The sequence below is a fragment of the Actinosynnema sp. CS-041913 genome (assembly GCF_050942485.1).
Classification (GTDB): Bacteria; Actinomycetota; Actinomycetes; order Mycobacteriales; family Pseudonocardiaceae; genus Actinosynnema.
The window spans coordinates 6,594,973-6,616,977 of the sequence record NZ_CP192037.1 but is presented as its reverse complement, the minus strand read 5'-3'; the positions used below and the strand labels follow the sequence as shown (position 1 = coordinate 6,616,977).

Annotated in this window: 23 protein-coding genes; 16 read left to right on the top strand and 7 right to left on the bottom strand. The window is 72.1% G+C overall.

The window, feature by feature from the left end:
* Positions 1 to 101 precede the first annotated feature (101 nt).
* Positions 102 to 866 (top strand): DeoR/GlpR family DNA-binding transcription regulator, encoded by a 765-nt coding sequence (locus tag ACQPZF_RS29420; RefSeq protein ID WP_433262421.1) that lies wholly within the window; start codon positions 102 to 104, stop codon positions 864 to 866.
* Positions 859 to 2,025, top strand: coding sequence for an MFS transporter (locus ACQPZF_RS29415; protein ID WP_433262419.1), 1,167 nt, complete (start codon positions 859 to 861; stop codon positions 2,023 to 2,025). Before ACQPZF_RS29420 ends, ACQPZF_RS29415 begins: the two co-directional genes overlap by 8 nt.
* On the opposite strand, the gene ACQPZF_RS29410 is transcribed toward ACQPZF_RS29415, so the two are convergent.
* Genes ACQPZF_RS29410 through ACQPZF_RS29395 form a run of 4 tightly spaced genes read right to left on the bottom strand, consistent with a single transcriptional unit; the run spans position 2,017 to position 4,323 of the window.
* Entirely contained in the window at positions 2,017 to 2,652 is a 636-nt protein-coding gene (locus ACQPZF_RS29410) for a hypothetical protein (RefSeq protein WP_433262417.1), read from the bottom strand. The two genes, ACQPZF_RS29415 and ACQPZF_RS29410, sit on opposite strands and share 9 nt — an antisense overlap.
* 41 nt (positions 2,653 to 2,693) lie before the next feature.
* Complete coding sequence (locus ACQPZF_RS29405; protein ID WP_433262415.1) at positions 2,694 to 3,254, bottom strand: nucleotidyltransferase family protein; 561 nt, start codon at positions 3,252 to 3,254, stop codon at positions 2,694 to 2,696.
* A 4-nt stretch (positions 3,255 to 3,258) separates the two neighbouring features.
* A complete protein-coding gene (locus tag ACQPZF_RS29400; RefSeq protein WP_380725938.1) occupies positions 3,259 to 3,444 on the bottom strand; it encodes a helix-turn-helix domain-containing protein in 186 nt (61 codons plus the stop codon).
* A 51-nt stretch (positions 3,445 to 3,495) separates the two neighbouring features.
* Positions 3,496 to 4,323: an alpha/beta fold hydrolase gene (locus ACQPZF_RS29395; protein WP_433262414.1), complete on the bottom strand. Its 828-nt coding sequence runs from the start codon at positions 4,321 to 4,323 to the stop codon at positions 3,496 to 3,498.
* 55 nt (positions 4,324 to 4,378) lie between these two features.
* Here ACQPZF_RS29395 and ACQPZF_RS29390 point away from each other — a divergent pair, with 55 nt between their 5' ends.
* The 7 genes from ACQPZF_RS29390 (at position 4,379) to ACQPZF_RS29360 (ending at position 12,555) form a co-directional block, all read left to right on the top strand.
* Positions 4,379 to 5,095, top strand: a complete 717-nt coding sequence (locus ACQPZF_RS29390; protein WP_433262412.1) for an alpha/beta hydrolase — start codon at positions 4,379 to 4,381, stop codon at positions 5,093 to 5,095.
* A gap of 16 nt (positions 5,096 to 5,111) precedes the next feature.
* On the top strand, positions 5,112 to 6,353 hold the full coding sequence (locus ACQPZF_RS29385; RefSeq protein ID WP_433262410.1) for an NAD(P)/FAD-dependent oxidoreductase: 1,242 nt from the start codon (positions 5,112 to 5,114) through the stop codon (positions 6,351 to 6,353).
* Entirely contained in the window at positions 6,347 to 7,045 is a 699-nt protein-coding gene (locus ACQPZF_RS29380; RefSeq protein ID WP_433274738.1) for a DUF1365 domain-containing protein, read from the top strand. Before ACQPZF_RS29385 ends, ACQPZF_RS29380 begins: the two co-directional genes overlap by 7 nt.
* Positions 7,046 to 8,275: a class I SAM-dependent methyltransferase gene (locus ACQPZF_RS29375; RefSeq protein ID WP_433262408.1), complete on the top strand. Its 1,230-nt coding sequence runs from the start codon at positions 7,046 to 7,048 to the stop codon at positions 8,273 to 8,275. It begins immediately after the preceding gene.
* 177 nt (positions 8,276 to 8,452) lie between these two features.
* The gene (gene shbA / locus ACQPZF_RS29370; RefSeq protein WP_433262406.1) at positions 8,453 to 9,148 is read left to right on the top strand and encodes an RNA polymerase sigma factor ShbA; all 696 of its coding nucleotides are present in this window, start codon (positions 8,453 to 8,455) and stop codon (positions 9,146 to 9,148) included.
* An 18-nt stretch (positions 9,149 to 9,166) separates the two neighbouring features.
* Entirely contained in the window at positions 9,167 to 10,210 is a 1,044-nt protein-coding gene (locus ACQPZF_RS29365; protein ID WP_433262404.1) for a PfkB family carbohydrate kinase, read from the top strand.
* Positions 10,211 to 10,437: 227 nt separating this feature from the next.
* Positions 10,438 to 12,555 (top strand): transglycosylase domain-containing protein, encoded by a 2,118-nt coding sequence (locus ACQPZF_RS29360; RefSeq protein ID WP_433262402.1) that lies wholly within the window; start codon positions 10,438 to 10,440, stop codon positions 12,553 to 12,555.
* A gap of 331 nt (positions 12,556 to 12,886) precedes the next feature.
* Here the strand turns inward: ACQPZF_RS29360 and ACQPZF_RS29355 are convergent, their stop codons facing one another.
* Entirely contained in the window at positions 12,887 to 13,567 is a 681-nt protein-coding gene (locus ACQPZF_RS29355) for an SDR family NAD(P)-dependent oxidoreductase (RefSeq protein ID WP_433262400.1), read from the bottom strand.
* Between the two features lie 73 nt (positions 13,568 to 13,640).
* Positions 13,641 to 14,291: a DsbA family oxidoreductase gene (locus ACQPZF_RS29350; protein WP_433262398.1), complete on the bottom strand. Its 651-nt coding sequence runs from the start codon at positions 14,289 to 14,291 to the stop codon at positions 13,641 to 13,643.
* 168 nt (positions 14,292 to 14,459) lie between these two features.
* Here ACQPZF_RS29350 and ACQPZF_RS29345 point away from each other — a divergent pair, with 168 nt between their 5' ends.
* The 4 genes from ACQPZF_RS29345 (at position 14,460) to ACQPZF_RS29330 (ending at position 17,960) form a co-directional block, all read left to right on the top strand.
* Positions 14,460 to 14,870 (top strand): winged helix-turn-helix transcriptional regulator, encoded by a 411-nt coding sequence (locus tag ACQPZF_RS29345; RefSeq protein ID WP_433262396.1) that lies wholly within the window; start codon positions 14,460 to 14,462, stop codon positions 14,868 to 14,870.
* 453 nt (positions 14,871 to 15,323) lie between these two features.
* A complete protein-coding gene (locus ACQPZF_RS29340; protein ID WP_433262394.1) occupies positions 15,324 to 16,211 on the top strand; it encodes a M23 family metallopeptidase in 888 nt (295 codons plus the stop codon).
* A gap of 215 nt (positions 16,212 to 16,426) precedes the next feature.
* On the top strand, positions 16,427 to 17,377 hold the full coding sequence (locus tag ACQPZF_RS29335) for an LLM class F420-dependent oxidoreductase (protein WP_433262392.1): 951 nt from the start codon (positions 16,427 to 16,429) through the stop codon (positions 17,375 to 17,377).
* 1 nt (position 17,378) lies between these two features.
* Positions 17,379 to 17,960 (top strand): TetR/AcrR family transcriptional regulator, encoded by a 582-nt coding sequence (locus ACQPZF_RS29330; protein ID WP_433262390.1) that lies wholly within the window; start codon positions 17,379 to 17,381, stop codon positions 17,958 to 17,960.
* A gap of 53 nt (positions 17,961 to 18,013) precedes the next feature.
* Here ACQPZF_RS29330 and ACQPZF_RS29325 read toward each other — a convergent pair whose 3' ends face one another.
* Entirely contained in the window at positions 18,014 to 18,475 is a 462-nt protein-coding gene (locus ACQPZF_RS29325) for a peroxiredoxin (protein ID WP_433262388.1), read from the bottom strand.
* 108 nt (positions 18,476 to 18,583) lie between these two features.
* Here ACQPZF_RS29325 and ACQPZF_RS29320 point away from each other — a divergent pair, with 108 nt between their 5' ends.
* The 3 genes from ACQPZF_RS29320 to ACQPZF_RS29310 all read left to right on the top strand — a co-directional run bounded on the left by ACQPZF_RS29320 (position 18,584) and on the right by ACQPZF_RS29310 (position 21,975).
* A complete protein-coding gene (locus tag ACQPZF_RS29320; protein ID WP_433274736.1) occupies positions 18,584 to 19,501 on the top strand; it encodes a LacI family DNA-binding transcriptional regulator in 918 nt (305 codons plus the stop codon).
* A 179-nt stretch (positions 19,502 to 19,680) separates the two neighbouring features.
* Positions 19,681 to 21,543 (top strand): 4-alpha-glucanotransferase, encoded by a 1,863-nt coding sequence (gene malQ / locus ACQPZF_RS29315; protein ID WP_433262386.1) that lies wholly within the window; start codon positions 19,681 to 19,683, stop codon positions 21,541 to 21,543.
* 87 nt (positions 21,544 to 21,630) lie between these two features.
* Positions 21,631 to 21,975: a hypothetical protein gene (locus ACQPZF_RS29310; RefSeq protein ID WP_433262384.1), complete on the top strand. Its 345-nt coding sequence runs from the start codon at positions 21,631 to 21,633 to the stop codon at positions 21,973 to 21,975.
* Positions 21,976 to 22,005: the final 30 nt, after the last annotated feature.

The following is a 22,005-nucleotide window of genomic DNA, read 5'->3' as shown; positions in this document are numbered from 1 at the left end:
GGTTCCCTCCAGTGGTCTACACCAACGCGTGATCGCAGTCCTACCCGATCCGGGTGCGCGCCGCCAGGACCGGTTGACCTTCGAACAGGAACCGTGTTCACATGAACACCATGGATGTTGCAAGACGGCACGAGCTGATCCTCCAGAGCCTGCGCCAGGGCCAGCGGGTCGGCGTCGGCGCGCTGGCCGAACTCGTCGGCGCGTCCGAGATGACCGTGCGGCGCGACCTCGACGCGCTGGAGCGCGACGGCCTGCTGCGCCGGGTGCGCGGCGCGGCGGTCAGCATGCTGACCGGCGAGGAGACGCCCTTCGCGGCCCGGTCCCGGCAGCGGCTGGAAGCCAAGCGGCGGATCGGGGTCGCGGTCGCCGAACTGCTCGACGACGGCGAGACCGTGGTGCTCGACGGCGGCAGCACCACCCTGGAGGTGGCGCGGCGGCTGGCCGACCGGCGGCTCACCGTGCTGCCGCTGTCCCTGCACTCCGCCGACGCCCTGCGCGCCGCCGGGCAGGTGCGGCTGGTGCTGCCCGGCGGCGACATCCGGCCCGGCGAGCTGGCGTTCACCGGACCGCTCACCGAGTACGCGTTCCAGGTGATGCGGTTCGACACGATGGTGCTCGGGAGCTGCGGGCTCAGCGTGCGCGCCGGGGTCTCCGCGCACGACCTGGCCGAAGGCGCGGTGAAGAAGGCGGCGGTCGAAGCGTCCGCGCGGGTCGTCGCCGCCGTCGACAGCTCCAAGTTCGGGCGCACGGCGTTCGGCCGGGTGTGCGCGGTGCAGGACATCGACGTGCTGGTGACCGACGGGGACGCGCCCGCCGACGAGGTGTCCCGCCTGCGCGACGCCGGGGTGGAGGTCCGCCTTGTCTGACGTCGCGCGGGCGCTCCCGCACAAGGCCCGCGTCGCCACCGCCGTCGTGTTCGCCCTGCACGCCGCCGTGTTCGGAGCCTGGACGCCGCACATCCCGGCGGTCAAGGAGGACCTCGGCCTCAACGACGGCACGCTCGGCCTGACCCTGCTCGGCGCGCCCGTCGGATCGGTGGTCGCGATGCTGCTGGTCGGCAACGCGGTGGCGCGCTGGGGCAGCCGCCGGGTCGTGCTGCTGATGTTCGTCGGGTACGGCCTCGCGTCGCCCGCGCTCGGCCTGGCCTGGTCGGCGTGGGCGCTGTTCCTCGCGCTCGCGCTGTGGGGCGCGTTCCAGGGCGCGCTGGACGTGGCGATGAACTCGCAGGGCATCGCCGTCGAGGCGGGTTACCGGCGGCCGATCCTGTCGAGCTTCCACGCGTGGTGGAGCTTCGGCGGGTTCGTCGGCGTCGGCCTCGGCGCGCTGCTGATCGGGTCCGGGGTGGACCTGACCACGCAGATGTTCGCGCTCACCGGGGTCGTGCTGGTCGCCGCGTGGCCGTTGACCAGGGCGATGCTCGGCGACGACCACTCGGTGGACGACCACCGGCTCGGCCTGCCGTGGCGGGACCGGCACGTGCTCGTGCTCGGCGCGATCATGTTCGCGGGCCTGCTGTGCGAGGGCGCGGTCGGCGACTGGGCGGCGCTGTACCTGAAGGAGACCGTCGGCGTGTCGGCGGAAGCGGCCGGGTGGGGCTACGCCGTGTTCGCCCTGCTGATGTTCGTCGGCCGGGTCATGGGCGACCGCTGGGTGCTCCGGTTCGGCGCGGCACGCGTCGTGGCGACGCTCGCGGGCCTGGGCGCGCTCGGGCTCGCCGTGGCCCTGCTGGTGGGCGTGTTCTGGTTGGCGCTGGTGGGGTTCGGGCTGTTCGGCCTCGGGTTGGCGTGCATCGTGCCGGTGGCGTTCAGCTCGGCCGCCGCGCAGTCCGACGCCCACGCCGGGCAGGCCATCGCGGGGGTCGCCACGGCCGGCTGGGCGGGCTTCCTGCTCGGCCCGCCGCTGATCGGGCTGCTCGCGCACGGCACCTCGCAGACCCTGGCGCTGGGCGTCCTGCCGGTGCTGTGCCTCGCCGTGGCGTTCAGCGCCCGCGCGTTGACCACCACGAAGGCCGGCGGGTCAGTGTGACGGCGGCTCGTAGCAGGAGCCCTCGCCGGTCGTGCCGTCGACCGACACCAGCACCTGGCCCGGCCCGCCGTCCCGGCCGGGGTGCAGGTGGCCCAGGACGCACCCGGTGCCCTGCGCGCCCTCCATGGCGAGGACGAAGACGACCCCGGCCGGCGGCGTCTCGCTGTACGAGGAGGCCATCCCGGTGACCCACACCTTCGGCTGACCGGCCCGGCTGAACACGGCGCGGGTCGCCTCCCGGTCGAAGGAACCCGCGTTGCACAGCGCCTCGACGCCGGGCCGGACCTGCTCGGCCACCGCCACGGCCGCCGCGTGCACCTCCGGCTTCAGCGCCTTGCGCACCCGCCACGACCGGTTGTCCACGTGGTTGGGCGGCATGTCGCCGGGCAGCGCGCGGGACGTGGTCGGCGCGGGCGGCGGGGTGGTGGCCGGAGCCGGTTCCGGGATCTCGAACCGGACCTGGCACGCGCCGGTCGGTGGCACGTACGTCGGCCCGGTCGGCGTCGAGACCGGCGTCGGGACCAACGAGAGGTCCGCTCCGCCGTCCGAAGCCGTGTCGACCTTCCGCGCACACCCCGTCGCCAGCAACGCCAGCACGACCAGCAGCCCACCCCTGAGACGTGACATGCCCTCGACTCTGGCACAGCCGGTTCCCGCGCGTGCGCGGATCAGGGCAGATCCTCGGGCCGGTCCACGTCCGCACCGACCGCGACGTCCTCGCACGGCACCGCCGCCGCGCCGTGGGTGCGCAGGTACTCCCGCGCGCCCGAGTCACCGGCCGCCGAAGCCGACACCGCGGCCCAGTGGTCCCGGCCGATCAGCACCGGGTGACCCGGCGCGCCGTCGTAGGAGGCGCGCGCCAACGCCTCGGGCGAGGCCAGGTCCACGAACCGCCGGACGGCCTCGGCCCGCACGCCCGGGGTGTCCACCGGCAGCACGACGACGGCGTCCGCCGACTCGTCCAGCGCCGCCAGCCCCGCCCGCAGGGACGAGCCCATGCCCGTCGCCCACGCCGCGTTCTCCACGACCACCGCGTCGCCCAGCGACGCACGCGCGCGCACCTCGTCCGCACCCGCGCCCAACACCACGACCACCGGCACGCAGCCGGCGTCCCGCAGCACCGCGCCGGCCGACTCGACCCACAGCGCGCCACCGTGCGACACCAGCGCCTTGGGACCGCCGAACCGCCGCCCGGCGCCCGCGGCGAGCAGCAACCCCGCGACCCGCATGAGGTCACACTAGGGCTTCGTGTCCCTTCAGCTCGGTCCGGCTGGCCACCGCCAGCTTGCGGTACACCCTGGTCAGGTGCTGTTCCACGGTGCTCACGGTGATGTGCAGCCGCATCGCGATCGCCCGGTTGCTGTGGCCACACGCGGCGAGGGTCGCGACCCTGCGCTCCGAGTAGGTCAACTCCGTCATACGCCTGAACACGTGCCACGCCGGGGGCCCGGTTCAATTGTCACGGAAAAATCACGATCCGAGGTGCTCCAGCAGCAGCGACGTCAGCACCTCGGGCACCTCCTCGGGCACCCAGTGCGACACGTCCTCCAGCATCTCGAACCGGTACGGCCCGCCGACCCACTTGGCGGTGTCGAACGCCGCCGTCGACCCGAACGCCACGTCCTCGGTGCTCCACACGTACATCGTCGGCACGGTGACGTGCTCGACCCGCCCGTCCGGACGTCCCGCGCGGTACCAGTTCAGGGCGGCGGTCAGCGCGCCCGGCTCGGACAGCCGCCGGACGTACTCGTCGACCTTCGACGGCGGCACCTTCCACTCGAACATCCGGCGCAGCGCCAGCGCGTCCTCCGCGAGCATCCGCTGCTCGGTCGAACGTGACCGCCACTCGGTGAAGTACCCGGACCGCAGGTGCTGGTCCTCGTCGGTCTTCAACGCGTCGGCCAGCGCACGCGGGTGCGGTGTCGACACCGCGGTCAGCGTCCGGACCCGCTCCGGGTGCTCGTACGCCGTCCACCACGCCACCGCTCCGCCCCAGTCGTGCCCCACCAGGTCGAACCGCGGCCACGCGAGCGCGTCCGCCACCGCCAGCACGTCGCCCACCAGCGAGTCCATCCCGTACTCCGGGACGCGCTCGGGCCGCACACCGGGGGAGTAACCGCGCTGGTCGAACGCCAGCGCCCGGTACCCGACGCGGCCGAGGATCGCGACCTGGTGCTCCCACTCGACGGCCGCCTCCGGGAAGCCGTGCAGGAACAGGACGGGCCTGCCGTCCGCCGGCCCCGCCGCGATCGCGTCGAAAACGCCGTCCGCCGTCTCCACCCCGAGCTGTTCGATCACTGTGATCCGAGTCCCATCCCTGATCCGGTCGTGCCGCCCGAGCGAACATTGTCCCGTGGAACCCGCCATCGACGTCCTCCCGCCCACCGGACCGGTCCGCGCGGTCGTCCTGGTCCTGCACGGCGGCAGCGCCACCGGCTACCGCCCGGTGCACCGCTTCCGGCTGCCGTACCTGCGGATGGTCCCGTTCGCGCGAGCCATCCGGCGGCGTGGCCGCGGCGTCGCGGTATGGCTGCTGCGGCACCGTTACGGGGGCTGGAACGCGCCGCACCTGCACCCCGTGGAGGACGCGCGCTGGGCGTTGGACGAGATCCGACGCCAGTACCCGGACGTGCCCGTGGCGCTCATCGGACACTCCATGGGCGGCCGGACGGTGCTGCGCGTCGCCGACGACCCCCAGGTGGTCGCGGTGTGCGCGTTGGCGCCGTGGATCGAGGACGGCGAGCCGTACCACCAACTCGCCGGACGGTCCGTGCTGATCGCCCACGGCGACCGCGAACGCACCACCGACCCCGCGAAGTCCTATCGGTACGCCGTGCTCGCCAAACAGGTCACCGACCGGGTCGCGCGGTTCGCGGTGCTCGGCGACGGGCACGCGATGCTGTTCCGCGCCCGCGACTGGACCCGCCTGGTCGCCGACTTCGTGATCGGCGAGCTGAAGGTCGAACCGGTCGCCCCCTACCTCGCGAACGCCATGCGTGAACCCACACCCAGGGGCCTGGACATCCCGCTCGGCCGGGACGTCCCGCCGAGCGGAACGCGAGCACGGTGACCGGCGGCGAGTAGCGGTGATCGGCAGCGGCGTCTCCGGACTCACCGCCGCCTACCTGTTGCAGCGGCGCTGCGACGTGGTCCTGTTCGAACAGGACGACCGGCTCGGCGGCCACGCGCACACCCACGAACTGGCCACCCGCGACGGCGGCACCACCATGGTGGACAGCGGCTTCATCGTCCACAACGAACGGACCTACCCGCACCTCGTGCGGCTGTTCCGCGAACTCGGCGTGTCCACCCAGGACTCCGAGATGTCGATGAGCGTGCGCTGCCGGGGCTGCGGCCTGGAGTACGCCGGGGCGCGCAAGCCGGCCGGCCTGTTCGCCCAGCCCGGCAACCTGGCCCGGCCCGCCTACCTGCGGATGCTGGCCGAGGTGGCGCGGTTTTACCGGCACGCCCGGCGGCTGCTGGCCGTGCCCGACGAGCACGACACGACGCTCGGCGCGTTCCTCGCGATCGGCGGCTACTCGACGTACTTCGTGGACCACTTCGTCCTGCCGCTGGTGTCCGCCGTGTGGTCGGCCGGGCCCGGCGTCAGCAGGCGCTACCCGGCGCGGTACCTGTTCGAGTTCTTGGCCAACCACGGGATGCTGTCCGTGGGCGGCACGCCGCGGTGGAAGACCGTGGTCGGCGGGTCACGGGCCTATGTGGAGCGTGCGGTGAAGAACCTGACCGCCGTGCAGGTGTCCACCCCGATCCGCGGTCTCCGGCGGACGGCCGACGGCGTCGAGCTGCGCGACGACGCCGACCAGCGGCACGTCGCCGACCAGGTCGTCATCGCCACCCACCCCGACCAGGCGCTCGCGCTGCTCGCCGACCCGACCGACGCCGAACGCGCGGTGCTCGGCGCGTTCCGCTACTCCCGCAACGAGACCTGGCTGCACCACGACGCCGGCGTGCTGCCCGCGTCCGCCGGTGCGAAGGCCTCGTGGAACGTGCTCAAACCCGCCTGCCACGAGCGCGGCGGACCGGTGTCGGTGAGCTACCACCTGAACCGGCTCATGCGGCTCGCCGAGCCCCTCGACTACGTGGTGACGCTGAACGCGACCGATCTTGTCGACCAAGGCTCGGTGATCGCCCGGATGGTGTACGAGCACCCCGTCTACACACCGGAATCCCTTGCCGCGCAACGGCGGCTGCCCGAACTGACCACCGGTCGCACGGCGTACGCGGGCGCGTACCACGGGTGGGGCTTCCACGAGGACGGGTGTGCCTCGGGGGTGCGTGCGGCGGCTGCTCTCGGAGCGGCCTGGTGAACCTGTACGAGGTCGAGATCGGACACGTCCGCCGCGAACGGCCGGCCCGCGCGTTCCGGCACCGGGCCTACCTGTGGCTGGTCGACCTGGACGCGTTACCGCGGCTGCCGTGGTGGCTGCGGCCGTTCGCCCGGTTCGAGGCGCGCGACCACCTCGGGTCGCCCGAGCGCACGATCCGGCGGAACGTCGACGCGTGGCTCGCGGAGCGTGACGTCGACCTCGGCGGCGGTCGGATCACCATGCTGGCCAACGCCCGCCTGCTCGGCCACGTCTTCAACCCGCTGTCCCTCTTCTGGTGCCATCGCGCGTCGGGAGAGCTTGAGTGCGTGATCGCCGAGGTACACAACACCTATGGCGAACGGCATGCGTACCTGCTGCGCCCGGACGAGGCCGGGCGCGCGCGGGTGGCCAAGGAGTTCTCCGTGTCGCCGTTCCTGGAGACCTCGGGGCAGTACGTGATGCGCGTGCCCGAACCGGCCGGCGGACTCTCCGTGACCATCGCCCTGCGCCAGGGCGGGGCCACGCCGTTCAGCGCGACGATGACCGGGCGCCGGCTGCCCGCGACGCCGCGGGAACTGGCGCGACTGCTGGTCCGACGGCCGCTGATGACCTACCGGGTATCCGGGCTGATCCGCCGCCACGGCATCGCGTTGTGGGCACGACGCGTGCCGGTCGTTCCGAGGAGTGAGTGAATGAGCACGATCGACCTGCCCCGACCCGACCGCGGCGGCTGGCCGGGTCTGCACACCCCGCCGCGCTCGCCGTGGCGTGCCCGGATCGCCGAGTCGCTGTTCCGCCACGCCGTGCGCGGCCTGCCGATCAGCGTCGTGCTGCCCGGCGGCGCGCGGCTGGGCGCGGGCGGGGCCGACGCGCCGGTCATGCGCGTCCACCGGCCGGACGCGTTCTTCCACCGGCTCGGCGTGGACGCCAAGATCGGGTTCGGCGAGGCGTACATGGTCGGCGACTGGACGACCACGCGGCCCACCGACCTGCTGACCGCGTTCGCCGCGAAGCTGACCACGCTGATCCCGCCGAAGCTCCAGCTTCTGCGCCGCTGGGTGGAACGCCGGCACCCCGCGTCGGACAGCAACGACGTGGTCGGGTCGCGGCGGAACATCCACCGCCACTACGACCTGTCCAACGAGCTGTTCGCGGTGTTCCTGGACGAGACCATGACGTACTCCTCGGCGTGGTTCGACGGCGACCGCGGGTCGCTGCACGAGGCGCAGCTACGCAAGATCGACGGCGTGCTCGACTACGCGGGCGTGCGGGCCGGGTCCAAGGTGCTGGAGATCGGCACCGGCTGGGGCGCGCTCGCGGTCCGGGCCGCCCGGCGCGGCGCGACCGTCACGTCGCTGACGCTGTCCGCCGAGCAGAAGGCGCTGGCCGAGCAGCGGGCCCACGAGGCGGGCGTCGCCGACCGGGTCGACATCCGCCTGCGCGACTACCGCGAGGAACGCGGCCGGTACGACGCCGTGGTCAGCGTGGAGATGATCGAGGCCGTCGGCGGCGAGTACTGGCCCGCCTACTTCGGCATGGTCGACCGGTCGCTGAGGCCGGGCGGCCGGTTCGGGCTCCAGGCCATCACCATGCCGCACGACCGGATGCTCGCCTCCGCCGACAGCTACACCTGGATCCACAAGTACATCTTCCCGGGCGGCCTCATCCCGTCCGTGCGGGCGATCGAGGAGACCGTGCGCGACCACACCCGGATGCGGATCGAGGCGACCCGCGAGTTCGGCCACGACTACGCCGAGACGCTGCGGCGGTGGCGGGAGCGGTTCCTCGACCGCTGGGAGGAGGTGGCCGCGCTCGGGTTCGACGAGACGTTCCGCCGGATGTGGGAGTTCTACCTCGCGTACTCCGAAGCGGGGTTCCGGGTGGGCTATCTGGGTGTTCGCCAGTTCGGCATGGTGAGGTAACGGGCGTTGCGACTGGGCCGATCGGTTCATCCGGTCCCACGGTCGGGTGCTGTTCTCACCACTTGGACTCGGATCGTGGTCAGCTTTGGCGAAACCCGTATCAGGAGCCGCCGTGCGTCCTCCTCATCAATGAGCCGGGATGGGCCGGAGGTTTGACGAGCGTGAGGAGGTCGCCGGATGGTGCAGCACGCATCCGTGCGGGCTGACGTCGAGCTGGAAATCGGCGCGGTCGGCGACGTGGGCGCTCCCGCTCGTCCCGAGGTCACCCTGGTCGCCGGGGGCGTGCCGACCAGGGTGACCGCGCGCTGGCTGGCCGAGGCCGAGCTGACCGAGCTGGTGGACGCGGCGCTGGCGGGGGAGCCGCGCGCCATCGGGCAGCTACTGGCCCGCATCCACCCGCTGGTGCTGCGGTACTGCCGGGCGCGGGTCGGCTCGCGGGAGCGCACGCTCGTCTCGGCCGAGGACATCGCGCAGGAGGTCTGCCTCGCGGTGGTGTCGGCGCTCGCCAAGTACCAGTACGAGCCGGGCTCCTTCCTGGCGTTCGTGTACGGCATCGCCGCGCACAAGGTGGCCGACGCGCGCCGACGCGCCGTGCGCAGCCGCTCCGAGGTCGTGCCCGAGCTGCCCGACACGCCTGCCCTGGAGGACGGGCCGGAGCAGCGCGCCATGAACGGCGAGATGATCGAGGCCGTCACCCTGCTGCTGCGGCGGCTGCCCGAGCGGCAGCGGGAGATCCTGGTGCTGCGGGTCGCGGTGGGGCTGTCGGCCGAGGAGACCGCCGCCGCCGTGGGCTCGACGCCCGGCGCGGTGCGGGTCGCCCAGCACCGCGCGCTCGCCAGGATGCGGGAGATGTTCGCGGCTGCGCAGGGCTGACCCTGGCATCGTGGGGGGATGACGGCCGCCGACGAGCCCGCGTTCGACGTGTTGTTGTCCGGCACGGTGTTCCTGGACATCATCTTCACCGGCCTGCCCCGGCCGCCCGCGCCGGGCACCGAGGTGTGGGCCGAGGGCCTGGGCTCGTGTCCGGGCGGGATCGCGAACCTGGCGGTGGCGCTGCGCCGGCTCCAGCTCCGCACCGCGCTGTCCGCCGCGTTCGGCGAGGACGCCTACGGTGACTTCTGCTGGGAGGTCCTGTCCGAACAGGAGGGCGTCGACCTCACCTACTGCCGCCGGTTCTACGGCTGGCACTCCCCGGTCACCGTGTCGATGGCGATGGACCGGGACCGTTCCATGGTGACCCACGGGCACCGGCCGCCGGTCTCGGCCGACGAGATGCTCGACCCGCCTCCGCGCACGCGGGCGTGCTTCGTGCACATCGAGCCGGAGGAGGAGCTGTGGGTGCGGACCGCGAAGTCCGAGGGGGCGCTGCTGTTCGCCGACATCGGGTGGGACCGGACCGGCGTGTGGGCGCCCGAGTTGCTGCGTCAGCTCGACGGGTACGACGTGTTCCTGCCCAACCACGTGGAGGCGATGCGCTACACGCGTTGCGACACACCGGAGCGCGCTGCGGCCACGTTGGCGGAGTACGTGCCTGTGGTGGTCGTCACGCGTGGTGGTGGGGGAGCGGTCGCCGTCGACTCGGCGTCGGGGGAGACGGTCGACGTGCGGGGCTTGAACGTGGCGCCGCTGGACTCCACCGGCGCCGGGGACGTGTTCGGGGCCGGGTTCGTGCTGGGGACGTTGGCCGGGTGGCCGCTGCGGGACCGGGTGCGGTTCGCGAACCTGTGCGCGGCATTGTCGGTGCAGCACTTCGGCGGGTCGCTGTCCGCGCCGGGGTGGGTGGACATCGCGACCTGGTGGCGGACCGTGAGCCGGCGTTCGCACGGTGATCCCGAACTGCGCGGATACGGGTTCCTCGAAGACATCCTGCCGAACCACGCGGGAGCCGAGGTCCGGCGGGCCAGCGCGACGATCCGCCTGCGAGCCTCCGGATGATCACCCATCCGTGATCTTGTGCTACGTCGAACTCCTGTTCGACAATGTACCCGGACGGCCGCCGCCCACCCGGCGCAGGGGGTTTGGCGGCCGGCCAGATCGGGCAGGAGTAATTTCGGGTGCGCAAGCAACCTGGGGCGGTCGCCGCGCGACTTAGGAACCAGAGGGCTTTCCCCCGAGTGCACTCGCAGGGGATTTTCGCAGGGGATCTCGGAAGGGGTTGTTCAGTGTTCGCCGCGCGCGCGACGGGTCTGGTCAAGATGCTGGGGTTGTGCCTGGTGGCGGGTGTGCTGCTGGCCGCCCTCCTGTTCCCCGTCGTGGGCGGGCTGGGCCTGGCGTCCAACCGCGCCGCCGACACCGTCGACCAGACCTCCGGTGAGCTGACCAAGGCCGAGCTGCCGCTGGTCACCACCGTCCAGGACAGGCACGGCGAGCCGATCGCGTACCTGTACGAGCAGTACCGCATCCCGGTGCCGTCCGAGGGCATCGCGGACACCATGAAGGCCGCGATCATCGCAATCGAGGACAAGCGGTTCTTCGACCACAAGGGCGTGGACTGGCAGGGCATCGCGCGCGCCGCGGCCAAGGCGGGCGTGGACGGGGAGACGTCGCAGGGCGCGTCGACGCTGACCCAGCAGTACGTGAAGAACTACCTGGCGTTCGTGGTGGGCAAGGGTTCGGAGGAGGCCTACAAGAAGGCCACCGAGGCGACCCTGGGCCGCAAGATCAGCGAGGCGCGGATCGCGACCCAGCTCGAACAGAAGATGACCAAGGACGAGATCCTCACCGGGTACCTCAACATCGTGCCGTTCGGCAACGGCACGTACGGGGTGGGCGCGGCGGCCAAGACGTACTTCGGGACGACCGCGGACAAGCTGACCGTGCCGCAGGCGGCGATGCTCGCGGGCCTGGTCAACGAGCCGAGCCGGCTCAACCCGGGCGCGGCGGTGGAGCCCGCGATCAAGCGGCGCAACACCGTGATCGACAAGATGCGGGAGAACGGGGCGTTCGGCGCGGACGCGAAGGCGGCCGAGGAGAAGGCCGCCGAGTACAAGGCGGCGGACATCGGCGTGGTGCCGGACCTGAAGCTGCTGCCGAACGGCTGCGTGGGCGCGGGCGACGGTCCGGTGTACGGCTTCTTCTGCCGGTACCTGATCGACTACCTGGAGCGGGCCGGCCTGCCGTTCGAGGAGGTCCGCCGGGGCGGCTACACGATCACCACGACCATGGACCCGGTCGCGACCCGTGCGGCGAAGGACGCCGCCGAGAGCCAGGTGCCGAAGACCCAGGAGGGCGTGGCGAACGCGATGGCGGTCGTGGAGCCGGGCTCCGACAAGCACCGCGTGCGCGCGCTCGCGGCGAACCGCGACTTCGGCAACAACGCCGAGGCGGGCCAGAGCGCCTACTCGATCCCCGCCGAGGTGACGAAGTTCGGCGCGGGCTCGATCTACAAGGTCTTCACGGCGGCGGCGGCGCTGGAGCGCGGCGTGACGGGCCTCGACAGGCAGGTCGACGTGCCCGCGACGTACACGTCCAAGGTGTACAAAAACGGCGGCACCAGGCCCTACAAGGTGGAGAACGCCGGCAAGTACCCCGAGAAGATGACGTTGACGGACGCGCTGGCGCAGTCCCCGAACACGGCGTTCATCATCCTGGAGGAGCAGGCCGGGCTGAACAACGTGGTCGACATGGCCTACCGGCTCGGCCTGCGCGACTCGATGCAGGGCGTGAACAGCGCCGGCGACTCCCTGAAGGCGGACGGCTCGAACGGCCCGTCGCAGGGCGACCGGTACAAGCGCGACAACAGCGGCTCGTTCACGCTGGGCGCGGGCCCGACCAGCATCCTGGAGCTCGCGAACGTCGCGGCGACCATCATGAGCAGCGGCACGTGGTGCCCGCCGACCCCGGTGGAGAACATCACCGACCGCAACGGCCAGCCGGTCCAGCTCAAGGAGGCCGCCTGCGACCAGGCGGTGGCGCCGGAACTCGCCAACGCCCTGGCGACCGGCATGAGCGCCGACACGAAACCGAACGGCACCGCGGCCGAGGCGGCCAGGGGCTTCGGCCGGCCGATGATCGGCAAGACCGGCACCACGGAAAGCCACCACTCGGTGGCCTTCATCGGCGCGACCCCGTACTACGCGGGCGCGGTCATGACCTTCACCGACGGCGTGGCCCCCCAGGTGATCTGCAACAGCTCCCCGCCCCGCCTCTGCGGCACCGACGACTCACGCGGCGTCTTCGGTGGCCAAGTGGCAGCCCCGACGTGGTTCAACGCGATGCGCGTGCTCCACGAACCGTTGCCCCCCAAGGACCTACCGCCCGTAGACCCAAGGTTCCGCTAACCACCGCCGGCCACTTCCGCCGGCCACCGTCGCCGACCACCCCGGTCCCGGCCTTCTTCCAACCTGGTCCTACGGCAACCTGGTCCCACCCGACCTCGCATCACCCCGGCCCCGCCTCACTCCCGACCACGGGTGAGGCGGGGCCGGCCGTCTTCTCACCGGTCGGGCTCGCACGCCGTCGCATCTCAGCAGGTCGTCGGGCTGTGACCACGTCGCCGCCGCCCATCCGGGGAGAGGGCCGGACCACTCCGTCGAACAACAGCGCCGCGTCGGTGACCCGAATCCAGCAGCCCGCTCGCGGCAACTGGCCACCCCGGAGACGGGCCACTGGTCAGGCGTTGAAGACGGCCTCGGAGCGGTCGCGATGTTCGTGCAGGTCCCAGTACAGGGGTGCGATCTGCTCGGGCGTGGCCGTCGGGGAGCCGTCCGGGCCGCCCCCGCCGATCCAGACGTTGATCGCCACGTGGGCGGCGTACACGCCGCTGCCGGTCAGCTCCTTGTTGAGGTTGAGCACCCAGTTGCGCAGTGCCGCTTGAGCGGCGTTGACGTTGCCGAGCATCGGCACCGGGTCCAGGGAGCCGCCGCCGGTGGTGAACAGCAGGGTTCCCGCGCCTGCCTCCCGCATGGCGGGCAGTACCGCCAGGGCCGCGGCGACGGCGCCGTAGAAGCTGTACTCGACCTGTAGTTGCAGGTTCTCCACGGTGACCTCCGAGGGAGCGGCCATGGCGAAGCCGGGCACCGGGGAGTGCGGGGCAGGCGAGTACTCCAGTACGTCGATGCCGCCGAAGCGGGCCCGCGCTCCGTCCAGGGCACCGGTCAGCGCGGTGCGGTCGAGGACGTCGGCGGGGAAGGCAGCGGCCTTGATGCCGTCCCGGCCGAGCTGGTCGACCAGTGTGTCCAGCTTCTCCTTGGTGCGGGCGATCAGGGCGACGTCGAAGCCGCGGCTGCCGAAGGTGCGGGCGATGGCCAGGCCCATGCCGGGGCCGGCGCCGATGATGGCAATAGTGGGCACAGTCGGATCTCTTCCGTGTCGTGACCGCCGGGACATGCGGATGCCCGGCGGGCGTGTGGATCAGGCTTGTCGATCAAACGGGCACGGCGCGGCCGGTCGGGCCGCAGAGCGCCGCGTCGTTGTCGGCAACGAGAACGGTCGGGTGCGTCTCGGCCCAGACCTGGCGCAGGGCGTCGAGCAGGGTGTCGGTGTCCTGCGCTCCGGCAAGGGCGTACCGGCCGTCGACCACGATGTACGGCGTGCCGGTGGCCCCCAGACGCCGCGCTGACTCCACGTCGTCCTGGACCTGTTGCCCGAAGCGGCCTTCGGTGAGCACGCGCCGGGTCTTCTCGCGCTCCATGCCGATCTCGTCGGCCCGGCCGAGCAGGTCGTCGAGGCCGAAGATCGGCCGGGCCACACCGAAACAGGCGCGGAAGAGCGCGTCCCACGCGACCCGGTTCTTGCCCTCCGCCGAGGCGTGGGCGAGGAACTCGTGGGTGAGGAACTCGTGGGCGAGCCGGGTGTTGCCGACCTGGTTCTCCAGCACCCGGTAGGGGTGCAGGCCCTCCCGCTCGGCCATCGCCTCGATCCGGCGGGTCGACGCCTCCAGGCGGGTGCCGGCCAGGCCGTACTTTCGCAACGTGGCCTCGCGCGCGCTGATCGTGCTGCCGACGGGGAACCCGTCGCCGAGCGGGAACGAGCGGTGGATCACCTCCACCGCGTCGTCGTGCTCGAACCGCTCCACGGGCGCGGTCCAGACGGTGGCTGCCCAGACCGCACCACGGGCAGGTGATCTCCGACCAGCCGTCCACTTTCATGACACACCTCGATTCCTACTGTTTGTGCGTAACGTCAGGATCGACCAGTGTGGAAGGCCGTACAAAAGGAACATCGATGTTCGTACCGGAGGGGAATGTGCGCCATGGACACCGCGGACCGACCCGATGCCGCCGCTCGCCGAGGGCCGTGCGCCGCCATCCCCGCTGACCAGATGGGGTTCGTCCGGCAGATACTGGACCGGATCGGCGACAAGTGGAGCATGCTCGTGATCGCCGTACTGGACGCCGGCCCCCTGCGCTACACCGACCTACAGCGCGAAGTCCCCGGCATCTCCCAGCGGATGCTCACCCTCACCGTGCGCCAACTCCAACAGGACGGCCTGGTGACCCGGACCGCCTACGCCGAGGTGCCACCACGTGTGGAGTACGCCCTCACGCCCCTCGGCCGCAACCTCCACCACATCGTCACATCCCTGATCACCTGGGCCGCCGACCACCACAGCGAGATCCGCGAACACCGGACCCGCACCGCCACCACACCCTGATGCAAGTCATGCGGTTAAACCGTTGGCCGGCAAATTTCTCCCTCGTCGGGGCGACACGGACCGATCGGACCCGGTTGTTGTGGCGCTGTGTAACCGGACTGACACGGGCGGTACCAACGTCACGTGTGGTGGCCGTTTGCGGGATCAAGCAATGTGCCCACTGACCTGCGGTTTATAACGGCGCTATACGAAACCACGGGGTACTCGAACACGTAGTGTGACGATCAGTGTGTTATCTCACCAATTCGCGCTAGTTGGCGACGTGTGGGTTGCCTTCGTTTGTGACATGGGGTTACGTTCCACGCCGCATGTCACGGTTCGGTCACCAAAAGGACACGGCGTCGCTCCCCGAAAGCCTCGCCTCCCGGATCCCCCGCCGGGTGTCTTGACCGGACTCCCCGATGCAGGAAGGCAACCCCCTTGGCACGGCATATCCGCGCCCGTGGTCGCAACGTGTTCAGCACGTCCCCGAGGACCACCGGCAAGAATGGCTCGCACCGCGTGGAGGACGACAAACCGCAGGTCACCAGCAAGATCGCGGCGGTCGTCGCGTTCGGCACCCTGACTGCGGGCGTCGGCGTCGTCACCGGTTCGGCCGACACCCCGATCTCGCCGCTCGCGGCGAGCACCGACCTCGCCATCGCGCTGGCCGAGTCGTCGGCGCCCGAGCCGCAGTCCATCCAGACCCGGCACGTCATCGAGCCCGGCCTGGAGACGGCGAAGCTCATGCGGTCCGAAGGGCTCTTCGTCCGCCGGCACATCGACCAGTCCATCAAGCACGCTTCCGACGGCTACGCCGCGCGGCAGGCCGAGATCAAGCGTCAGAAGGACGCCGAGGACGCCCGGATCGCGGCCGAGCAAGCCGCCGCGCAGGCCGAGAAGGACCGGATCGCCGCCGACGAGGCCGAGAAGGCCCGCGTCGCCGCCGAGCAGGAGGCTGCCCGCCGTCCCGTGGTCACCGTCGCGAAGCCCGCCCAGGGCACGTTCACCTCGGGCTTCGGCTCGCGGTGGGGGACGACCCACTTCGGCGTCGACATCGCGAACTCCATCGGCACGCCGATCCTGTCCGCGATGGAAGGCGTCGTGGTCGAGGCCGGTCCGGCCAGCGGCTTCGGCCTGTGGGTCCGGGTCCAGCACGGCGACGGGACGATCACCGTCTACGGGCACGTCAACGAGATCCTGGTGTCCCAGGGGCAGCACGTGGGTGCGGGTCAGCAGATCGCGACCATGGGCAACCGCGGCCAGTCGACCGGGCCGCACCTGCACTTCGAGGTGTGGATCGGCGGGTCGCAGAAGATCGACCCCATCGGCTGGCTGGGCGAGCGCGGCATCTCCCTCTGAGGCTGACGCGCTTCCCGGGACTCGGCGCACGTCCGGAACCCGACGTCCGAGAACCCGACCGTTCGAACGCTGTGGGCTCGTGCCCGGCATTGCCGGGTGCGGGCCCACAGTCGTGTTCTGGGCACTGATCGCATGGTCGTGCGCAGGTCCTCGCCGCATACCGACTGGTCGGTACCTGAGGTACCGTGGCAACCCGGAACCTTCAGGAGGCGAACGTGGGCCGGTGGGGAATCACGCTGCCGTTGACCGGTGTGCCGGTGCTGGACCACCGGAACCTGGTCGCCGAGCTGGCCGACCTCGGCTACACCGACGTCTGGTCGGCCGAGACCGCCGGCACGGACGCGTTCACGCCCCTGGCGCTGGCCGCCCAGTGGTCGGACCGGGTCCGGCTCGGCACGGCCATCACACCCGTCTACACGCGTGGCCCGGCGACGCTCGCCATGACCGCCGCCACCCTCGCCGAGGTGTCCGGCCACCGGTTCGTGCTGGGCATCGGGTCGTCCTCCCCGGCGATCGTCCAGCGGTGGAACGCGGTCGACTTCGCGGAGCCCTTCAAGCGGACCCGGGACACCCTCCGCTTCCTCAAGGCCGCGCTGGCCGGTGAGAAGGTCAGCGCGGAGTACGAGACGTTCGCCGTGCGCGGGTTCCGGCTCGAACGCGTCCCCGAGCGGCCGGTGCCGATCATGCTCGCCGCGCTGCGGCCGAACATGCTGCGGCTCGCCGGGCGGGAGGCGGACGGCGCGATCACCAACTGGCTCGGTGCGGAGGACGTCGTCAAGGTCCGGGCCGAGCTGGGGCGGGGCGAGCTGGCCGCGCGGATCTTCGTCTGCCCGACCGAGGACGCCGACGCCGCCCGCGCCCTGGGCCGGATGCTGATCAGCACCTACCTGACCGTCCCCGCCTACGCGGCGTTCCACGACTGGCTGGGGCGCGGCGAGGCGTTGCGCCCGATGCACGAGGCGTGGGCCGCCGGCGACCGGCGTGGTGCGGGCGCGCTCATCCCGGATGACGTGGTGGACAGCCTCATCGTGCACGGCAGTGCCGACCGGTGCCGGGCCCGGATCGCCGAGTACGCGGCCAACGGCGTCGACACCCCGGTCATCGCAGTCCTGCCCACGGGCGCGGACCAGCTCGACCTGGTGCGTGCCCTCGCGCCCGGAGCCTGAGGTGGCGCGCAAGGGCCTCGCGACGCCCGAGCGGATCGTCGACGCGGCGGTCCGGCTGTTCGCCGCCAAGGGGTTCGACGGGACCACCGTGCAGGAGGTGGTGGAGGCCGCCTCGGTGACCAAGGGCGCGCTGTACCACTACTTCGGCTCGAAGGACGACCTGCTGTTCGAGATCTACCGGTCGCTGATCGGGCGGCAGATGGCCGACCTGGACCGGATCATCGCCGAGGGCGCCGACGCGGCCACCACCGTGCGGCGGATCATGGTCAGCCTGGTCGGGACGACGGCGGACAGCGTGGACGAGACGGCGGTGTTCGTCCGTGAGATGCACAAGCTGGACGCCGGGCGGATGGCCGCGTTCCGGGCGGAACGCCGCCGCTACCACGAGACGTTCCGGGCGGTGGTCGAGAAGGCGCAGGCCGAGGGGCTGTTCAGCGCACGCGTGCCGGCCGACACGGCGGTGCTGATCGCGCTCGGCGTGGTCAACCAGCTACCGACCTGGTACCGGCCGGACGGCCCGAAGTCGCCCGCGCGGCTGGCCGACGAGATCGCCGACTTCGTCCTGGCGGGACTGCGCCCCTGACCGCCCGAAAGCCCGCGAACCCCGGCGGGCCGCGTCCGGAACCGCGCGCAGTTCTACGAACGGCCGGCGTGGGTGCGCAGGGTGGTCAGAGCCTTGTCGGCGTGGCTGTTCATCGCGAACTCGGACTTGACCACCTCGATCACCGTGCGGTCGGTGTCGATGACGAAGGTGTGGCGCTTCACCGGCAGCGGGCCGAACCGGCGTTTGACGCCGAACAGCGCCGCCACCTCGCCGTCCGCGTCGGACAACAGCGGGTAGTCGAAACCGTGCAGGTCGGCGAACTGCTTCTGCCGGTGCACCGGATCGGTGCTGATGCCGACCCGTTGCGCGCCGACCGCCGCGAACTCCGCCGCCAGGTCGCGGAAGTGGCAGCTCTCCGCCGTGCACCCGCTGGTCATCGCGGCGGGGTAGAAGAACAGCACCACGGGGCCGTCGGCCAGCAGGTCGGACAAGGTCCGGGGCGTGCCGTCCTGGTCCGCCAGGGTGAAGTCGGGGGTGGTGTCGCCTGCCTTCATGGCGTGGGTCCTCTCGCAGGGTGTCGATCACGTCTCGCGGGGTGTTCGCGGCGGGGCCACCGTACGGTTCTCGCTAATCTCGTGTCAGGGAGGTGCGCGTTGACCAGCATGTCCGACGTCGCGCGGGCTGCCGGGGTGTCCGCCGCCACGGTGTCGCGGGCGCTGCGGGGCGAGCCCGGCGTGTCCGAGGCGACCCGCCGCTACGTCACCGAGGTGGCCAAGCGGATGCGGTACGCGATCGCCCGGGACGCCTCCAGCCTGGCGGGCGGGCGCAAGTACGCGGTCGCCGTGCTCACCGCCGACGTCGGACGCGGTGACCTGCTCGCGGGCGCGGAAGGGGCGCTGCGGGCGGCCGGCTACGACGTGCTGCTGTACGTGCTGCGGGACGCCGAGGCCCGCGCCGGGTTCTTCGAGGACCTGCCGCCGCTGGGCCGCCGGGTGGACGGGGTGCTGGCGCTGTCGGTCGACCTCACCGACGCCGAGCGGACCGCGCTGGACGCGTTGGACGTGCCGGTGGTCGCGGTGCGGGACGACGATCTGCGGGAGGCGCTGCGGCTGGCCGCCGGGCACGTGCTGGAGCTGGGCCACCGCGAGGTCGCGCTCGTGTTGGCCGAGGACGTCGACGAGTCCTACGACGAGTTGCTGGTCGCCGAAGGCCTCCACGTGCGTCCGGAGTGGACGCTGTGGTCCTCCTCGACCGTCGCCGGCGGCGAGCAGGTGGTGGACGTCCTGCTGGACGGCGACCGGCTGCCGACCGCCGTGCTGTGCTCCAGCGGCGAAGTGGCGCTCGGCGTGTTCCTGCGGCTGCGCCGGGACGGCCGGGACGTGCCCGCGGACGTGTCGATCGTCAGCCTGGACGGCACCGAGCTGGTGCGGGCGGTCGGGATCACGGCCGTCGAGGGCGCGTGGCGGGAACGCGGCGGGCACGCGGTCGACCGGCTGCTGGCCGGGCTGCGCGACGAGCCGCACGACGTGCCGCCGCCGTCGGTCCACCTGGTGGTCCGGGAGTCGACCGCCCCGCGTTGACCCTCGCGCCCTCGTGGCGGGTCGGCCCGCGTTGACCCTTCGCGCCCGCGCGGCGGGGTCGGCCCGCGTGTCGACCTCTCGTGCCGTCGGGGCGGGACCGGCCCGCGTTCATCCCCTCGCCGTCGCGGCGTAGCAGTCCCGCGTTGACCCCTCGCGCCGTTGCGGCGAAGCTGTCCCACGTGGACGACGAGCTGGCCGCACTCGCCGAAGCACACGGCGTGGCCACGTACTACAAGGACGCCTCGCAACGCCGCACGGAGGTCGACGCCGACGTCGTGGTGGCGGTGCTCGCCCAGTTGGACGTGGACGCCTCGACCCCGGAGGCGGTGCGCCGCGCGCTCGCCGCGCCCCGGCCCGAGCCGAGAACCGTGGTGCTCCGCGAGGGCGAGGTGTTCGACGGCGACGGCGCCGTCACGCTGGAGGACGGCGGCGAGGTCGCCCTGCCCGCCGCGCTGCCCCTCGGCTACCACCGGCTGGGCGACCGGACGGTGATCGTCGCCCCGCGCAGGCTCCCGCCGGTGCCCAGGACCTGGGGCTGGATGCTCCAGCTCTACGCGATGCGGTCGGCCGAGTCGTGGGGCATGGGCGACTTCGGCGACCTCGCCACCATCGCCCGCCGCAGCGCCGACGAACTCGGCGCGGGCGTGCTGCTGGTCAACCCGGTGCAGGCGGTCAGCCCGACCGTCCCGGTGGAACGGTCGCCGTACTCGCCCGCCAGCCGCCGCTTCGCCAACCCGCTGTACCTTCGGATCGCCGACCTCCCGGCGTACCGGAACGCCGATCCGGGCACCCGGGCGGCGGTCGACGCGCTCCGGCCCGACAACGACACCGAGCTGATCGACTACGACGCCGTGTGGACGGCCAAGAAAGCCGCGCTCGAACTCCTCTGGCGCCACGAGGAGCACGCCGAGCCGGCCGGCGAGCTGACGGACTTCGCCCGGTTCTGCGCGCTGGCCGAACAACACGGCCCGGACTGGCGCACCTGGCCCGAACCGCAGCGCGACCCGCACACCGCGACCGCGGACCCGGAGCGCGTCGCCTTCCACGCCTGGCTCCAGCACCTGTGCGCACAGCAGTTGGCCGCGGCGCGGCGGGCCGCCGGCGCCATGCCCGTCGGCATCGTCCACGACCTGCCGGTCGGCGTGCACCCCGGCGGCGCGGACACCTGGGCGGTGCGCGACGCGTTCGCGCCCGACGTCCGGGTCGGCGCGCCGCCGGACGCGTTCAGCCAACTCGGCCAGGACTGGAACCTGCCCCCGTGGCGGCCCGACAAGCTGGCCGAACAGGGCTACGAGCCGTTCCGCGCGGTCATCCGGAACGTGCTGGGGCACGCCGACGGCATCCGCGTCGACCACGTCGCCGGCCTGTGGCGGCTGTGGTGGATCCCGCCGGGCGAGCCGCCCAAGCGCGGCACCTACGTGCGCTACGACGACGACGCCATGCTGGCCGTGCTCACCCTGGAGGCGCACCGGGCGGGCGCGGTCGTCGTGGGCGAGGACCTCGGCACGGTCGAGCCGGAGGTCACCCGGGCGCTGCACGGGCACGGCATGCTCAGCTCCGCCGTGCTGTGGTTCCAGCGCGACTACGACCTGCCCGGACATCCGCTGATCCCGCCGGAGAAGTGGACGGAGTCCGCGATGGCCAGCATCTCCACCCACGACCTGCCGACCGTGGCCGGCTTCCTCCGCGCGGAACACGTTCGGGTGCGAGCCGATCTGGGACAGTTTGAAGAGGACCCGGAAGGGGAATACCGGGCTGCCGCGCGCGAGCGCGAAGAATTGGTCGCACTGCTCGACCAGGAGGGGGTGGCAGCCGATGACCTGGTTATCGCGTTCCACTCCCTGCTAGCCCGCGCCCCGTCGCTGCTGCTGCTCACCTCGCCCCAGGACGCGCTGGGAGAGATCCGCCAGCCGAACCTGCCGGGCACCGTGGACCAGTACCCGAACTGGCGGATCCCGCTGCCGGTCGGGCTGGCCGAGCTGTTCGCCGACGCCCGGGTGCGCCGGGTGGCCGCCGCCCTGGCGTCAGGTCGCGGTCGATGATCCGAAACACTCCCGTCACGGCAGACCGCACTGTCGCGGCGTATGGTCAAGCCGTCACCCGAGCCAGGGTTGGAGGTGGCAGTCCCCGTGAACACCGAGCTGGCGTCCCGCACCGGGACGGTGCCCGAGCAGAAGATCGTCCCGCCGGACCCGAGCCCCGCCGACGTGCTCGAAGTGGCCGTCGAACGGGTCCTCGCCGCCGTCCGCCCCTCGAACCTCGCCGACCCGCTGTCGGGGGCGCGGAACGCGGAGGAGTCCCTCGTCGCCGCCCTGCGGCGCACCGATCCGGGCTCCGACAACGCCCTCGAACAGGCCGTGGCCTGCGCCCAGGCCGCTGCCGAGCACCTGCGGTACGGCGAGTTCCAGGAGGCCAGGCTGCTGCTGGTCGCGGCCCGCGGCCAGCTCGTCCGGTCGCACACCCGGAGGCCGTGATCTAGAACGGTAGGGTCGATACGTTCCAGC

Excerpts from the sequence above, each read along its gene's own strand:
- ACQPZF_RS29375 (WP_433262408.1), top strand. The coding sequence starts at position 7,046 with ATGAGCACGATCGACCTGCCCCGACCCGACCGCGGCGGCTGGCCGGGT.
- ACQPZF_RS29345 (WP_433262396.1), top strand. The coding sequence starts at position 14,460 with ATGTGCGCCATGGACACCGCGGACCGACCCGATGCCGCCGCTCGCCGA.
- ACQPZF_RS29365 (WP_433262404.1), top strand. The coding sequence starts at position 9,167 with ATGACGGCCGCCGACGAGCCCGCGTTCGACGTGTTGTTGTCCGGCACG.
- ACQPZF_RS29400 (WP_380725938.1), bottom strand. The coding sequence starts at position 3,444 with ATGACGGAGTTGACCTACTCGGAGCGCAGGGTCGCGACCCTCGCCGCG.
- ACQPZF_RS29320 (WP_433274736.1), top strand. The coding sequence starts at position 18,584 with ATGTCCGACGTCGCGCGGGCTGCCGGGGTGTCCGCCGCCACGGTGTCG.
- ACQPZF_RS29405 (WP_433262415.1), bottom strand. The coding sequence starts at position 3,254 with ATGCGGGTCGCGGGGTTGCTGCTCGCCGCGGGCGCCGGGCGGCGGTTC.
- shbA (WP_433262406.1), top strand. The coding sequence starts at position 8,453 with ATGGTGCAGCACGCATCCGTGCGGGCTGACGTCGAGCTGGAAATCGGC.
- ACQPZF_RS29410 (WP_433262417.1), bottom strand. The coding sequence starts at position 2,652 with ATGTCACGTCTCAGGGGTGGGCTGCTGGTCGTGCTGGCGTTGCTGGCG.
- ACQPZF_RS29420 (WP_433262421.1), top strand. The coding sequence starts at position 102 with ATGAACACCATGGATGTTGCAAGACGGCACGAGCTGATCCTCCAGAGC.
- ACQPZF_RS29325 (WP_433262388.1), bottom strand. The coding sequence starts at position 18,475 with ATGAAGGCAGGCGACACCACCCCCGACTTCACCCTGGCGGACCAGGAC.